Here is a 15719-nt window from a genome sequence, read left to right as displayed (position 1 = left end):
AAAAGCGCTCTATAAACCATTTCAGCCGCAATGAACATTTGTTCACTGCGGCTTTTTTTCGTTACTAAGGAGGATATTCAAATGAACGACAATACTTTTAACATTTTAGATTACTCTACTATAAAAGAAACAATCAGCTCTTATGCAATGACAGATTCAGGCAAGCAGCGTGTTTTAGCCATAATGCCGCTTAATCATGTAAAGCAAATACAGGCACTTTTATCCGAGACAGACGAAGCAAAAGCAATTTTAGAGAAAAGTTCCAGTGTTCCTATTTCAGGACTTGAGGGCATTGAAGCCATCATAAAGCAGTTCAATAAAGGTGTTGCTTTAAGACCGCATCACTTTTCCCAGCTCCTGTCATTTATAGAAGATGGGTTAAAAATGAAACGTTTCATGAAAGATAAAGAAATGCTTGCACCTCGTGTTTCTTCGTATGTATTTGGGATTGAAGAGCTTCCGGAGATCGCTGCTGAAATCACCAGATGCATACGCAATGGAAGAGTTGACGACATGGCGAATAAAGAACTGTCAAAAGTAAGAAAGCAATTGGCGATTGCAAATGAACGTTTGAAAGAAAAACTGAATTCCATCATTAAGTCTTCAAAGTATAAGAGCTATCTGCAGGATGCAATTATAAGTGAACGCGGCGGCCGCTTTTGTGTTTCTGTTAAAAAAGAATATAAAGGAAAAATCAAAGGAGCTGTTCTTGATGCATCAGCCTCAGGTTCAACACTTTATGTTGAACCTGAAGATGCAGCTGCCATTCAGGATCAAATCAATCTTTTAGTTTCACAGGAAGAGATGGAGACGGAAAAGATTTTGAGCTATTTAACAGGCTTGGCAGAGTCGCATGAAAAACAGCTTCTTCAATCAATAGAAGTGATGGTGCACTACGATGTCTTATTTGCAAAAGCAAAATACAGCCGCGTCATTGGAGGATCCGCACCGGCTGTTCATAATCAAAAAATGATCCATCTTAAAAATGCCAAGCATCCGCTCTTAGGCAGCAAAGCCGTTCCTCTGACATTGGAAATCGGGAAGGATTTTCAGGCTCTCGTCATTACCGGTCCAAATACAGGCGGAAAAACAGTGGTTTTAAAAACGGTAGGTTTACTTGTTCTGATGGCGCAATCAGGTTTTCATATACCTGCTGATAAGGAAAGTTATATCGGCATCTATCAGCAGATTTTGCTGGATATAGGCGATGGTCAAAGCATTGAACAAAACTTGAGCACGTTTAGTTCTCACATGACGAATATTATTTCAATCTTAAAGAAAACAAATGAATACAGCCTTGTTTTGCTCGACGAATTAGGTTCAGGAACAGATCCGGGTGAAGGAATGGGGCTTGCAAGTGTCATCCTTGAGAAAATTCATCAAAAAGGCGCCACCTTGCTTGCCACCACACATTACAGTGAAATAAAGGATTTTGCTGAAAGTGAAGAAGGATTCATAAACGGATCGATGGATTTTGATTTAGAGACTCTCCAGCCCACATATAAGCTGAAGATAGGCGAAGGCGGAGAGAGTCAGGCATTTTCAATCGCACTGCGCTTAGGAATGCATCCCGAATTAATTGAAAAAGCCCATGCTATCACTTACAAAGAGTCAAAAAAGTATGGAAAAGATCAATATGATTTATTTGAAAAAAAGGAACTGGATAAACAAATCTCCATTAATCGCTACAAGACGAAACAGTCAAAAGGAATAGAGGCGGAGGAGGTTCAGACTTTTATAAAAGGAGATAACGTGCTTATAAAAGCAACAAATGAGCATGCTATCGTTTATACTGGTCCAGATAAAGGCGGAAATTACACGGTTTTTGTGAAAGGGACAAAACGAACCGTTAATCATAAACGAATTCAGCTTCATATTTCCGCTAAAGACCTTTATCCCGAGGATTACGATTTTGACATCATTTTCGAATCAGCCGAAAATCGAAAAAAAGCAGCGCAAATGAATAAAAGACATTCTGATGTAGTCATTGACCGAGATGTATAGAAAAGCGAAAGCGTCCTATTAGTTCAAGTATTACAATAGCGGGATCCTTACTTTTTACGGATGCTTTGGCCTGGAGCTGGAAGATGGCGCTAGACAACAATGCTTCAGAAATTTTAATTTCATAAAAAAGAGAAGGACATTATTGTCTAACGGGTTCAGTTCAGAGGTGTAAAACAATAAAACGCACATTAAAAAGCACACCATGTAGCAATATAATTGGTGTGTTTTTTAATGTTAAAATGAAGTGGTGATTTGAATGGCTGTGATAAAAATGGAAATATCAGATATTCCATTAAACGTCAGTAAGAAGGATGTTAGTTGCGCTTTAAGTATTAAAACTAATAGAAAGAAAAATCCGTTCAATTTTTGAACGGAGAAAATCAAATTATGTATCTATATAAATTAAATTCCTGTTTTGATGCCAAAACCTACTAAAATTACGCCAGTTGATTTTTGGAAAGCCTTCTGAAACTTTGAGTTTTTCAGCCATTTTTTTGCGTAATCAATTAGATAAACAAGGATTAGGAACCAGCCTACAGCGAGTAAGGTAAGGATTAAAGCTAATACAATCAATTGCTGATTCACATTTTCGTTCAAGTTGATAAATTGAGGCATTATTGTTATATAAACCAAAACTGTCTTAGGATTAAGAATGTTACTAAGCAACGCTTGCATTAAGGAATCTTTATTATGTCTGTTTGCAGGCTTTGCAGGTGTATTTGCCTGTTCTTGAATTTCCTCTAAAGAAAATATGCTTTTAGCAAAAAAACTTTTTATTCCTAAATAAATTAAGTATGCGGCTCCCAAATATTTGATTGTACTGAAAAGTATCACAGACTTTGCAATGACAACGGATAATCCAAGAATAGCAATAAGTGTCCAGAAAGAAAGCCCCATTGCCATTCCTAGAACTGTATAACGCCCGGCTTTTGGACCATAGCTAAGTGTGTTTTTCACAAGCAGCATAGTATCTGCTCCTGGAATAATAACCATCATTGCAGCAATTGATATGTAAGTTAGCAGGCTGTCCATACTATTTTTCCCTCCAAAGGATTATTATTTATATACTACTTATATAATTTTAGTTAAATAACATTTTTAGTTTTCATCATTAAAATCTAAATAGTGACTACCTTAGTGACTACCTATAATAATAGTATCAGATGATCTTGGAAAAAATCAACAGATTTTGCTAATATATTTGTTACAATGATAGCGACTAAGTTTAAGTTGGAGGATACATGAAAGAAAACATTTTAGATACATTAAAAAATCTGAATTTTACCGAATATGAAGCAAAAGCATATCTTACCTTATTGGAAGCATCGCCGTTAACAGGTTATGCAGTAGCAAAAAATTCCGGTGTACCACGTTCAAAAATATATGAAGTTCTGGACAGTCTCACAATAAGAGGAGATATTTTGGTTAGTCCAGGAAACACACCGCAATATACTCCAGTTCCAGCAAAGGAGCTAATTAAAAACCGTCGAATGAAAGCAGATGAACATTTTGAACAGGCAGAAATACTTTTAGAGAAATTCGAACATTCCGCAAATGACCGTGAAAATATCTGGAATATCACGGGACGCAGTGAAATACTAGATAAGGTAAAAGCTTGTATTATATCTGCTAAAAATAGAATTCTATTAGAAATTTGGAAGGAGGATTTCAAAGAATTGGAGCCTGAACTAAAACAGGCGGCAATTAGAGGAGTCAGTGTAACCATAATCGCTTATGGGGAAATCATATCTGATTTCGCAAATGTTTATCTCCATGATATGAGTGATGAAATTACTGAAGAGTATGGTGGACGCTGGCTTGTAATTAGCGGAGATGATTCAGAAGTTGTAGCAGGTATTGTATCGCTTGGGAAGGATAGCCGCGCAGCATGGACAATGCATGTAGGTTTAGTCATGCCTATTACAGAAGTTATGATTCATGATTTATATCTCATGGAAATCATGAAAAAACATAGAGAAATTTTGGAAGAAAGCTTTGGAAAAAACCTCATCAATTTACGTCATAAATTTGCTATCCACCCGGATTATAAAAAACATTACGTGAAATAGATTGGGACTTTTCGTGAATTTTATACAGGATATTATGAAAATAGAAGCGGGCATTACTTCATAGCAAGTAATGCTTTTCTTATTTTATTAACGAGTCATGTAATCGAAAAAGGCTTATTGAGATTATCGGATAAAATAGCGAAATGAGAATAATATTATTGCAATTAAAGGGAATGAAAGGAAATGAAAGAATATTATAGAAGTAATTACTAAATTCATCGAAAGGTGGCATGCAGCTGGATGGTTTTAATTTATCATGTTGCAGTTTCATTAGACAACTTTATTGCAGATCAAGGTATGTTAGATGGGAATATTAATAAATCTCTCTTTTTATTTGATGGCGATCATGTTCCGGACTTTTTAACTGATATTCAGCAATATGATTCGGTTTTGATGGGTGGAAAAACATATGAGTTTGGATTTCAATTTGGTGCTAAACCTGGTGAACCTGGGTATAAGGGCTTAAAACATTACATATTTTCAAACTCCATGCACTTTGAATCAAATGATGAAGTCGAACTTGTGAAAGGAGATGCTTTAGAATTTATCGAGAATCTCAAACAGCAGGGCAGTGGTAAGATTTGGCTGTGCGGAGGCGGGGAATTAGCAGGGTCATTGCTGAAAAATAAACTCATTGATCAATTAGTGCTCAAGGTTAACCCTATTATAGTAGGTGATGGAATTCCTCTATTCGGAAATGTTAAATCGGATTTGAAATTAGAGTTAGTGGATATGAAACAATATTCTAACGGGGTCATTAAACCAACTTACAATATTATTTATGATTAGGTCATTATTAATTAAACTTGTTGCAAGCCGGGTAATTTATATTTTCTGAATCAAAACTAAATGGGGGATTGTCTAATGAAACATCTTGTTGTCTATGCACATCCGCATCCCGACAGCTTTAATCATGCAATATTAGAAACGGCTGTTAATGCTTTAGAAGCCAAAGGTCATGAGGTTGTTGTGAGAGATTTGTATGCATTGGATTTTCAGCCTGTTCTGAAACCGCAGGATACGGCTGCTATGAAATCTGGTGATATCCCTGATGATATTAGAACAGAACAAAAATTCATTACGCAAGCAGATATTATCACATTTATATATCCAATTTGGTGGACTGGTCTTCCAGCTATTATTAAGGGTTATGTAGATCGAGTATTTTCCTATGGCTATGCCTATGCATATGGAGAAGAAGGAATTATTCAATTACTCAAAGGGAAGAAAGGTCTAATTATTAATACTCATGGTACTCCTAAAGAGATATATGACCAAATGGGAATGACCGCAGGTTTGAAAATCACATCAGATATTGGGATATTTGATTTTACAGGGATTGAACCATTAGAGCATTTATTATTTGGAAATGTCTCTGAAACCCTTGAAGAAGCAGTGCGGAAGGATATCCTAAGGCAAATTGAAGAGACAATCAATTCTCTTTTTAAGTAGGGGAAGTATACACGGCAACGGCTGACTGTTCTAAAATACGGACAGTCTTTTTTTTGTAAAAATTGATCTAATAGAATGAACGGCTTAGTAAATTGGAGTCAGGAAATGACTTAGTTGAATTTTATGTTTCAATTAAATTGTAATCCTAAACAAACAATAGAAACCTGTTGAATTCAACAGGTTTCTTAACTTAATTTTGTCGTTTTGGAGGTAAAGCAATCATGACTATTTTCTTGCCATTACCCCAGCTTAATTTTCTCTCCTAGCCTGTTGATGTTCTATAGATGAATCCAATCTTTCCCTGCTCATCATCATCGCTACAATAAACGCCAGAGCTGTAGGAATGAGCGCCCACATAAACGTTTGTGTGATGGAATTGGAGAGAGCAGTCGTAATCTTGTTTAAGACATCTGGCGAGATAGCAGCCCGAGCTTCAGGAGCAAGCAGGACACGTGGATCTGCAACCGCTGGATTATTGGACAATTGTCCGTGATCTTGTCCCATGCCTGCAAAAATATCATTCAGTTTAGTAGAAAATTCGTTTCGCTGGATAATCCCGAAAACGGTAATTCCAAGTGTCATGCCCAAAGAGCGTATAAAAGAGACAGTAGAATTAACAGAGCCTCGCTGTGACGGATCAAAATGATGAATAGCCGCGTTGGTTAAGACAGAGAAGGTAGCCCCGATTCCAAGCCCTGTAAGTATCATATAAATAGTAACCAATAAACGTCCGGTATCTGGTTTTAATGTTGTTAACAGGAACATGCCTGCAGTAAAAATCACACTAAAGACAATCATAATCTTACGGTAGCTCCATTTATTCATTAGAAACCCGCCGGCTGTAGCCGAGACGACAGAACCCAGCATCATAGGGAGCAGAACGAGCCCCGAGTTTGTCGCAGTCCCGCCAAGCACACCTTGAATGTATATGGGTATGTATACGGAAGCTGTAATGAATGCCATACCGCTCAATAAGCCTAAAAGATTGCTTGTAGTAAACAGTCGAACCTTGAACATAGGGAATGAAATAATAGGATCTGTTACGTTTCTTTCAATAATGATAAAAGCAACAAACAATACAGCAAAAATTGTAAACAAACCTATGATCATTCCAGAATTCCATTCATATGTATGACCGCCGAGCTCTAACGCAAACATCAAACTGATCACAGCTCCAACTAAAGTCGCGGCGCCCCACCAGTCAATTTTTTGTTTTGAGTGGACAGGTGATTCTTTATAGAAGAATACGATAAACACAAAAGCTAGAAGACCCAATGGAATATTCACGTAAAACACCCATTGCCAGTTTATATAGTCTGTAATATACGCACCCAGCAACGGTCCAAAGATACTTGATAAACCAAACACAGCTCCAAATAATCCGCCCAGTTTTCCGCGCTGCTCAACTGGAACGGTATCAAACATGATCGTAAAAGCGATTGGAATAAGTGCACCGCCTCCGATTCCCTGAATCGCACGATAGATGCTCAGCTGGGTGATGCTTTCGGCAGTGCCGCACAGAATCGATCCTATCAAAAAGACAATTAGACCGAATATAAAAAACTTCTTACGTCCAAACATATCTGACAGTTTACCGAAAATCGGCATTCCCGCCATTTCAGCCACCATATAGGCGGAAGTAACCCATACAAACTTATCGAGCCCTCCAAGCTCTCCGACAATGGTCCCCATAGCTGTAGCGACAATAGTGTTGTCCATAGACGCCATCAAAATCGCCAGTAAGAGACCTGCCAATACAATCTTCAAATTACCTTGTTTTGCTTTCATGTTTCTTAATTCCTCTCTATTAATTCGAATTTCCAGTATTCAATGTATCATAAGTGGCGCAGATGTAATAATTTTTATTAAATAATTCAGCAAAACAGCCGACCAAAATTATGCATGGTATACCTTCTATAAATATAGTCAAATGTATTATGAATTCAGTAAAAAACACCATTTAATACACCTAATGCTTATTTATATTCCCAGAGCATTTTGTATTTTTGTTAAAGTTCAGGCATAACATCACCTTTATTATGATATGCCTGAACTCTTTTCAAATATAAAGGGGCTGGCTGTATTGTACAGAAGTAAAAATACATCTTTTGCTTATCTTGTTGCTCATATTATTTGAAGTAAACACTATCCGGCGGATATGGTGGAAATGAGGAGGCAAATAAGCGGAGAAAAAATAGTTTAAGTCAGTTCGAAGACATAATTCCATAAAAAATTAAAGGCTTATAAATTCTATCCTCTTTATGCTAGAGTACATACGAGTTCATTTCCTATTTATCCGTATAACTTATTGAAGGGTGTTTTTGTATGATGACAAAAAGTTTTAAAATTGAACTTCCAAAAATTCCGCCAGACCTAAAAAGAGCAAATTTTCAAGACATTTATTACGAAGAAGATCCATATTTAGCAAACAGCATTATTACTGACACTGCCATTGATAATGAGGAACTTGATAAATTAGTCCTGTCCAAAGTCACTTTTAAAAATGTAAGATTCATAAATGCTTCATTTAGCAGGATTGATATGACGGATGTGCTTTTTGAAAACTGTGACCTATCTAATGCTAGATTTAGTGAAGGAATTATACATAGAGTAACTTTTAAAGACTGTAAATTAATAGGCTTAAATCTTACAGAAGCCAGTCTGGGAAACGTTTCTTTTGAAAATTGCATTGTCAATATGAGTGACTTTGCAGATGCTCGTTTAAAACAGGTGATATTTGATAATTCATCTTTGCAGAGTGTTAACTATTATGAATGTAAATTTAACAAGGTTAAGTTTAATCGATGCGATATTGACGGCGCTGATTTTACCCAGACTAAACTTAAAGGAATTGATATTAGTACATGTACTTTTGATCGGATCAATGTGGATATAGGAAATTTGGAAGGTTGTGTAGTTTCTCCTGAACAGGCAATTGGATTTGCAGCGTTGTTAGGGTTAAAGGTTAAAAGTTAAAATCTTAATGAATTAAGGGGTGGATTCAGTTTCATTTTTGTTCTTGGATTATCGTGCGCGATTGTTAAGAACGCTTAGATTTAAACAACTTAATTGTTATGTGCATTGCATTGTTTTACATCCATAATTAAACAACTTAAATTTAACCCCGTTCTAAAATGAAGCTCAAGCTGAAGTTAAACCAGCTTGAGCTTTTTTACAGAGTTTTCCAGTTGAACAAAACAGGACTTTTATTATTTTACAGAACTTTCTGAAAATATTATTGATATCTCTATTTTTTTATTGTAAAATTTTTTGTGAACCAGTTATAACCCACGAATGATCATCTGTGTTTAAAATTATAAAATGGAGGTAGTATGAAGTGAAAAGTGGGTATTTTAAAATGTTTCTTCTTTTAACTCTGATTTTTGTAATTGCGTTCCCGAAAACGGGATCTGCTTCTCAGCCTGGTACGGTAGAGAAGCTTGGAACCATGCATCATTCAATCGGAATTCTCAGTGCCGTTTTTGGAAAAGGACCGAATGGAGAGCAGGCAATGTATGCAGTATCAAGCGGCAGTCCTGCAGTGCTGAATGTAATCAATGTAGATTCAGGCGAGAAAATATCTTCTCATAAGCTTGTAGGAGCCGCACAAGGATGGGGATCTGTTATTGCTCCTGACGGCAGGGTTTATGTAGCCGGCAGCGCAAATCTTTATCGCTACTCCCCGGAAACGGACACTGTTGAAAATCTGGGACGGGCCGTATCGACCGAATCGACTTTATGGCGTTTAAAGTCCGATAGTGAAGGGAGAATTTACGGAGGATCATTTCCAAATGGAAAGCTATACATGTATGATCCAGAAAAAGACCAGTTCAAGATTTCGGTCCCATGGCAGAAGGGGAACAATATTTGAGAAGTCATGATCTCTATAAAGATAAAGTCTATATCGGTATGGGGTCTCGTGCAAAGCTGATTGAGTTTACACCTAAAACAGGAGAAAAGAAAGAAATTTTGCTTCCTGAAGGCTATAAGCATGAAAAGTATGTGTATGACCTAGACATTCGAAAGCATTTCCTATTTGCCAGAGTAACTGATTCAAGTACTCTGCTGGTCTATGATTTGAAGAAAAAAGAATGGATAAATGAAATTACAGGGGTAAAAGGGGGAGAAGTCTCACCTGCCGGGCCGAAAAACAAAATTTATTTTAATAAAGACAACGAACTGCATGCTTATGATCTTAAAAAGCACCTTCTTGAACCGACAGGTTTTAAAGATACATGGAGCGCAAAAGGCTATGGTTGGGCAGATATAGATGATAAGAATTTTGAAGGACCAGACTTGGTCAGCTCGCTTTTCAACGGCCGCTTTTGGGTTTACAACCCTAAAACGGGAGCCTCTAAGTTTATGGAAACTCAAATGGAGGGACAGCCAATACCGCTTCAATCCATTGGGCTTGGACCTGATGGGAATATTTACACCAGCGGGTACTTAAGCGGCGGTTTTGCGCGCTACTCTCCTGCAGAAAACAAGATTATCAGTTTCTCAGGATTCGGACAGGCTGAGAATATGATTTCAACTGATAAATACCTGTATTTAGGGGTTTATTCCGGCGGTTATATTTACAGATATGATCCTGATCTTCCTTATGAACATGACCCTTCCAATGCAGATGCAGCAATAAATCCGAAACGGCTGTTTACTCTTAAACCCCACGGCCAGGATCGACCGTTTTGGCTTCGCAGAAGGAGACGGAAAGGTGTTCATCGGTACAGTCCCAGACTATGGACAGCTTGGCGGCGCCCTTACTATCCTCGATGAAGCAAATGATCAATACGAAGTCTTTCGGAATGTTGTCGACAGCCAGAGTGTGATTTCTCTGCAGTACAAAAATAACCTTGTTTATGGAGGAACTTCTGTATCCGGGGGACTTGGTGTCGTTCCTTCTGAAAAGGAAGCGAAGCTGTTTATTTTTGATCCCTCATCAAATCAAAAAATTTACGAAGGTACACCGTTGCCTGGAGAAAAGGCGATCGGCGCCCTTGCGTTTGATAAGGATGGGTTTCTATGGGGAATGAGCCCGGGGAAAATCTTTAAATTTGACCCGAAAACTAAAGAAGTCCTTTTAACAAAAGAACTGTTCCCATATAGTTGGGAAGGAGTCGGCCACTATTGGCGGGGGGCATTCCTGAGTGCTAATGCGGACGGTAAGTTCTACGGAACTTCGCTTGGAAAACTGTTCTCCTTTGATCCTGTTTCACTGGAAATGAAGATTCTTGATTCAGACGCTTCTTTATTTACGATGGATAAAAATGGGGACCTCTATTTTGCCAGAGGGACCGATTTATACAGGTATAATCGTTAACAGATAAATGGCCCCTGTGGTTAAATCAGGGGCCAACTTCGAGGTAAATTAACTAATTTTTCAGAATAATATTGAAATAGACCGATAGATTCGTTACTATTAAATGAACCAGATATAGACTAGAAGCATAAGGAGGGGTTTTAGAGGATGAAAACCTGATATGTTTTCTCAATGGTTCACATCAAGGATTTCTATTACCGCCAAGCACTATCAAAAATGGGAGAGGGCTGGTTCACAACGAAATACGGCAACTGCCTAAAAGGTGCAATTGCCGGCGGCGATTTAAATATGAGGGACATCTTAGAGGTTATCAGGAAATCAGGCTACTCAGGGTATTTGTCTATCGATGTGAAGGGCTGGAAGATTGCAGGTACGGAACTAAAAACAAGCTTAGGAAACGTGAAAAAAATCCTTCAGGAAATATAAATTAACTATGTCGGGAGTGAAACAAATGCTTACAAATGAAAAAGTAGAGGAAATGATGACATCCCCTTCAAAAGAACTGATTGCGGAGATGAAAATGCTTGACGGCGATCTTCTCATCCTCGGCATCGGAGGAAAGATGGGGCCAACTCTGGCAAAACTTGCTAAGCGGGCCATTGATGAAGCCGGAGTTTCAAAGCGGGTCATTGGAGTATCTCGTTTTTCTTCAGGAAATTTGAGAGAAGAGCTTGAAGCCTGCGGGATTGAAACGATTATAGCAGATCTGCTGAATGATGAGGATCTTCAAAAGCTGCCTCAGGCAGAAAACGTGATTTATATGGCAGGCAATAAGTTCGGAACACAGGGCAATGAGCATTTTACATGGGCAATGAATGCCTATTTGCCTGGTAGAGTTGCAGAAAAGTATCAAAAGAGCCGCATCGTTGTTTTTTCAACCGGAAATGTGTATCCGCTAACATCGGTTGTACAGGGCGAATGTACGGAAGATCATCCTGTCAATCCTGTAGGGGAGTACGCTCAGTCCTGTCTTGGAAGAGAACGCATCATGACCTATTTTTCCCATAAAAATCGAACACCGGCCCTTCTTTTCAGGCTGAATTATGCAATTGACATGAAATATGGCGTACTCCTTGAACTTGGAAAGTGTGTTTATGAAGGCAGGCCGGTTGATGTTACGATGGGGCATGTTAATGTCATTTGGCAGGGAGATGCGAATGAATATGCTCTAAGGTCTATTTCTCTGTGCAGCTCACCTCCAAAAATCCTGAATATAACTGGCCCTGAAAAGATATCAGTGCGTTGGATTTCTGAGCAGTTTGCTTCACGTTTCAACAAAAAAGCAAGTTTTACGGGAGAAGAGCAGTCAACAGCGTTATTAAACAATGCGTCACACTCTCATCAGCTTTTCGGATATCCTAAAGTCTCACTGATGCAGATGATTGATTGGACAGCCGAGTGGATTGAAGCGAAAGGGGAAACACACAACAAGCCGACCCACTTTCAGGAAAGGCAGGGAGCTTATTAATGCTTAAACATGAAATGAAAGAGCTGTTATATGAGGGCACTGTCATACCGGCTCATCCTCTTGCCCTCAATGCGGACAGAACACTTGATGAAGATAGCCAGCGGGCATTAACCCGCTATTATATGGATGCCGGGGCAGGCGGAATAGCTGTCGGGGTACATACTACCCAATTTGAAATCCGCAACCAGGAATTTAATCTTTATGAAAAAGTTCTTGCGATGGCAGCTGAAGAAGCGGAAATGAAGTCGGGTTCTACGCCTTTTATTAAAGTTGCAGGAATAGCAGGGCCCACTCAACAGTCAATCAGGGAAGCAAAATTTGCAGCAGGCACAGGCTATGATCTTGGGCTCGTAAGTATGGGAGGCTTAACAGATCTTACAGAAGAGCAGCATTTAAATAGAATAAAAGAAATTGCAGAGCACATCCCGGTCTTTGGTTTTTATCTGCAGCCTGCAGTAGGAGGAAGGGTGTTCAGCTATGATTTTTGGAGGGAGTTTGCTGACATTGAAAACGTCCATGCGATTAAGATGGCTCCATTTAACAGGTATCAGACCCTTGATGTAGTCAGAGCAGTCTGTCATTCGTCCCGTGCCGATCAAATCGCTTTATATACAGGAAACGACGATAACATTGTGATTGACCTTTTGACAACATTTTCGTTCAATGTAAATGGCTCGATTGTTGAAAAGCAGATTGCAGGCGGACTTCTCGGACAATGGTCCATCTGGACAAAGATTGCCGTTGAACTGTTCGGAAGAATCAAGGAAGCAAGAAAAACAGCAAGCATTCCGTCTGAATTGCTTCTCCTGAATCAGCAGGTAACGGATGCAAATGCAGCTGTTTTTGATGCAGCCAATGGGTTTAAGGGCTGTATAGCTGGCATTAATGAAGTTCTCTCCCGGCAGGGTCTTCTTAAAGGGCGCTGGTGCCTTCTTCCGGATGAAGAGCTGAGTCCGGGGCAGGGAGAAGAAATTACGAGGGTATACCGTGATTATCCTCAACTGAACGATGATGCATTTGTTGCTGGACATCTTGAAAAATGGAAAGCTATTGGAAGTATGTGATAGTTTATGATGAAAATCGGCATTATCGGATGCGACAGCAGCCACTCCTTGTCCTTTACAAAAGTGATCAACAGCGGCAGGTTTAAACAGACTGCTGTTACGGCATTTGCTCCCGTCTTTTCAGAAGACATCCCTCTCAGTGCAAAGCGGAAGGACCGTATACAGACTCTGCTGATTCAGGAGCAGGGACTTGCCGAACTTTCTCTAGAAAAACTGTGCGAAGAATGTGATGCGTTCCTTTTGCTTGCCTTAGATCCTTACAAACGTCTTTCTTTTTTCTCTGAATTAAGCAAATGGGGAAAGCCGGTCTTTATTGATAAACCTCTTTCCATCACTCTTGCTGAGTCAAAAGAGATTGCTGATATCAGCATAAAAACCGGAACACCGTTTATGAGTGCATCTGCCCTCAGGTTTGAATCTGGTTTTCAGAGATGGGCAAATACGATGGAACATCCCCCTTTATCATTGACGGTTAAAGGGCCATTGTTATTTGAAAAGACGTTCCCGGGGTATTCTTGGTATGGAATTCATCTGACGGAGATGATTATGGCAGTCATGGGGGGAATGCCAGACGATGTGCATGCGGAACTAAAACCCGGAGTTGAGATAATCAGCATGCACTTTCAAAACGGAACAAAAGCGGTTTTGCAGGGAGATCTGGCGGGCGAGCAGCCTTTTTCAGCAGAAGCAACACTCAGAGATGGCTCGTCAATCATATGGAAAAACCTCGAACCAGGCACGTTGTTTGAAGGAATTGCAAATGCGTCTGTTCACTTCTTTATGATGGGAAAAAGCTCTGTCACTCAGCGGGAGATGCTGCAGTCCATTGAACTGGTAGAAAGGATCAATCACAAGAGAAAAGCGTTAAACAAATAATTTTCTGAATAATCAATAAAAAATGTTGACTGCGGAATTAGGCTCTCGTAATATAAACTTAAGTACCAGATGTGAACCAATGAGGGGGAGAAGGATGAAGGGGAAACATATTGTTCAGATTCTGATGTCACTGGTTTTAGTTATTATGCTGGCATCCTGCAGCAATGAGGCATCTACTGATGGGAAAACAGCTGACGGCAAGTTCAAAGGGGAACTCACAGTATGGATTCATCCGTACGTAGGAAATGAACTGAAGTCAAAGCAAAATGAAGTATTCGAGAACATGGCTGCTGAATTTAAGAAAGAATACCCTGATTTAAAGATTAAATTTGAAGAAATCCCGTGGGCAAACAGGGAGCAAAAAATTCTGACGGCACTTGCAGCCAATCAAGGACCGGATGTTTTCTACCTCATTCCTGATATGATGGGACAGTTTGCAGACAGAGGAGTCCTTACGCCGATCACAGATTTGCTGAGCGGAAATTTTGACCGGTCCGATTTTCCGGAGAGTTCTTTGGAAGCGGTCACTTATAAAGACGAACTTTACGGACTTCCTATTCTCCATGAAGTAGTTGCAAATGTCTACAATACAAAAGTTCTTGAAGATATTGGCGCAAGTAAAGAAGATGTGCCGGAGACTTGGGAGGAATTTAACGCACTGGCGGAAAAAGCTGTAGCTAAAGGATATTATGCAAGAGGCTTTGAAGGAGGAAATACGCTAAATGGAACCTTGTATCCGATCCTCTGGCAGGCAGGCGGAGATGTCATTGATGAGAATGGAAAAGTTGTCATTAATAACAAAAAAGGAATTAAAGCTTTTCAAACAGTCAACGACTGGTATAAAAAAGGCTGGATTCCTAAGGATTCCATCAGTACAATCGATCATTTCTCTCTTTTTGCAGAAGGAAAGATGCTTGCTGCAAATGCTACAGGAATTACAATCAGTACATTAAAGGAAAGAGGCATGACAGACTATGTTCTGGGTCCGCCGCTTAAAGGAGAGAAACAAGTAACGTTCGGCACTACAGGCATGTTCGTTGTCCCGACAAGCAGCAAAAATAAAGAAGCGGCTGCTAAGCTGATTGAAGTGATGACAAGCTCAGAAAATACAAGAGCCTTTAATGAAGTGACAAAGTATATACCGCCGCGCAAATCGGCTTCTGATATGTATAATAATGATCCAGATATGAAGCAGATGACTGAATGGCTTCCTCTCACAAAGCCTGGCGTCATTCACCCTGTAGCACGTGATGTGATGCCTAAAGTGCAGGCGGAGCTGCAGATGATGCTTGAAGGCAGCAAATCTCCAAAACAAGCAGCGGATGCAGCTGCGGAAGTAATACAGGCGGAAATCGATAAGCAATAGAACCTTAAGGTGAAAAGGGAGGTGCATCTAATGGATCTTCCTTTTTCTTCTAAAATACTCCCAAGGAGAAACAAATCGCTTCTCCCAGCATACGGAGGAG

The 15719-nt window shown here is 39.4% G+C and carries 15 protein-coding genes; 13 read left to right on the top strand and 2 right to left on the bottom strand.

What is annotated here, in order from left to right; translation table 11 throughout:
• Nucleotides 1-81 precede the first annotated feature (81 nt).
• Nucleotides 82-2004, top strand: a complete 1923-nt coding sequence (locus QLQ22_RS13050) for an endonuclease MutS2 (protein WP_223435262.1) — start codon at nucleotides 82-84, stop codon at nucleotides 2002-2004.
• Between the two features lie 402 nt (nucleotides 2005-2406).
• Here QLQ22_RS13050 and QLQ22_RS13045 read toward each other — a convergent pair whose 3' ends face one another.
• Nucleotides 2407-3036: a homoserine/threonine efflux transporter gene (locus QLQ22_RS13045; protein ID WP_223435260.1), complete on the bottom strand. Its 630-nt coding sequence runs from the start codon at nucleotides 3034-3036 to the stop codon at nucleotides 2407-2409.
• A gap of 209 nt (nucleotides 3037-3245) precedes the next feature.
• On the opposite strand from QLQ22_RS13045, the gene QLQ22_RS13040 reads away from it, so the two are divergent.
• From QLQ22_RS13040 to QLQ22_RS13030, 3 genes are all read left to right on the top strand, one after another.
• Nucleotides 3246-4073 carry a TrmB family transcriptional regulator gene (locus tag QLQ22_RS13040; protein WP_223435258.1) on the top strand — a complete coding sequence of 276 codons (828 nt, stop codon included), beginning with the start codon at nucleotides 3246-3248 and terminating at the stop codon, nucleotides 4071-4073.
• Nucleotides 4074-4313: 240 nt separating this feature from the next.
• Nucleotides 4314-4862, top strand: a complete 549-nt coding sequence (locus tag QLQ22_RS13035) for a dihydrofolate reductase family protein (RefSeq protein ID WP_223435257.1) — start codon at nucleotides 4314-4316, stop codon at nucleotides 4860-4862.
• A 75-nt stretch (nucleotides 4863-4937) separates the two neighbouring features.
• Nucleotides 4938-5525 (top strand): NAD(P)H-dependent oxidoreductase, encoded by a 588-nt coding sequence (locus QLQ22_RS13030; RefSeq protein ID WP_223435256.1) that lies wholly within the window; start codon nucleotides 4938-4940, stop codon nucleotides 5523-5525.
• Between the two features lie 249 nt (nucleotides 5526-5774).
• Here QLQ22_RS13030 and QLQ22_RS13025 read toward each other — a convergent pair whose 3' ends face one another.
• Nucleotides 5775-7313 (bottom strand): MDR family MFS transporter, encoded by a 1539-nt coding sequence (locus tag QLQ22_RS13025; protein WP_284014915.1) that lies wholly within the window; start codon nucleotides 7311-7313, stop codon nucleotides 5775-5777.
• A 540-nt stretch (nucleotides 7314-7853) separates the two neighbouring features.
• Here QLQ22_RS13025 and QLQ22_RS13020 point away from each other — a divergent pair.
• From QLQ22_RS13020 to QLQ22_RS12980, 9 genes are all read left to right on the top strand, one after another.
• A complete protein-coding gene (locus QLQ22_RS13020; RefSeq protein ID WP_223443392.1) occupies nucleotides 7854-8501 on the top strand; it encodes a pentapeptide repeat-containing protein in 648 nt (215 codons plus the stop codon).
• A gap of 361 nt (nucleotides 8502-8862) precedes the next feature.
• Nucleotides 8863-9396: a hypothetical protein gene (locus QLQ22_RS13015; RefSeq protein ID WP_284014914.1), complete on the top strand. Its 534-nt coding sequence runs from the start codon at nucleotides 8863-8865 to the stop codon at nucleotides 9394-9396.
• Nucleotides 9393-10301: a hypothetical protein gene (locus QLQ22_RS13010; RefSeq protein WP_284014913.1), complete on the top strand. Its 909-nt coding sequence runs from the start codon at nucleotides 9393-9395 to the stop codon at nucleotides 10299-10301. Before QLQ22_RS13015 ends, QLQ22_RS13010 begins: the two co-directional genes overlap by 4 nt.
• The gene (locus QLQ22_RS13005; protein WP_284014912.1) at nucleotides 10240-10845 is read left to right on the top strand and encodes a hypothetical protein; all 606 of its coding nucleotides are present in this window, start codon (nucleotides 10240-10242) and stop codon (nucleotides 10843-10845) included. The genes QLQ22_RS13010 and QLQ22_RS13005 overlap by 62 nt, the downstream gene beginning before the upstream one ends.
• Before the next feature lie 171 nt (nucleotides 10846-11016).
• Nucleotides 11017-11271: a hypothetical protein gene (locus QLQ22_RS13000; protein ID WP_252206889.1), complete on the top strand. Its 255-nt coding sequence runs from the start codon at nucleotides 11017-11019 to the stop codon at nucleotides 11269-11271.
• Nucleotides 11272-11296: 25 nt separating this feature from the next.
• The gene (locus QLQ22_RS12995) at nucleotides 11297-12313 is read left to right on the top strand and encodes an NAD-dependent epimerase/dehydratase family protein (protein ID WP_284014911.1); all 1017 of its coding nucleotides are present in this window, start codon (nucleotides 11297-11299) and stop codon (nucleotides 12311-12313) included.
• The gene (locus QLQ22_RS12990; RefSeq protein ID WP_284014910.1) at nucleotides 12313-13377 is read left to right on the top strand and encodes a dihydrodipicolinate synthase family protein; all 1065 of its coding nucleotides are present in this window, start codon (nucleotides 12313-12315) and stop codon (nucleotides 13375-13377) included. The genes QLQ22_RS12995 and QLQ22_RS12990 overlap by 1 nt, the downstream gene beginning before the upstream one ends.
• Before the next feature lie 6 nt (nucleotides 13378-13383).
• Nucleotides 13384-14253 carry a Gfo/Idh/MocA family oxidoreductase gene (locus tag QLQ22_RS12985; protein ID WP_284014909.1) on the top strand — a complete coding sequence of 290 codons (870 nt, stop codon included), beginning with the start codon at nucleotides 13384-13386 and terminating at the stop codon, nucleotides 14251-14253.
• Nucleotides 14254-14347: 94 nt separating this feature from the next.
• Nucleotides 14348-15619 carry a sugar ABC transporter substrate-binding protein gene (locus QLQ22_RS12980; protein WP_284014908.1) on the top strand — a complete coding sequence of 424 codons (1272 nt, stop codon included), beginning with the start codon at nucleotides 14348-14350 and terminating at the stop codon, nucleotides 15617-15619.
• The last annotated feature ends 100 nt before the right edge of the window (nucleotides 15620-15719 follow it).

The sequence above is a fragment of the Metabacillus hrfriensis genome, from assembly GCF_030127205.1.
GTDB classification, from domain to species: domain Bacteria; phylum Bacillota; class Bacilli; order Bacillales; family Bacillaceae; genus Bacillus_P; species Bacillus_P dongyingensis.
This window is presented reverse-complemented; position numbering and strand designations above follow the sequence as displayed.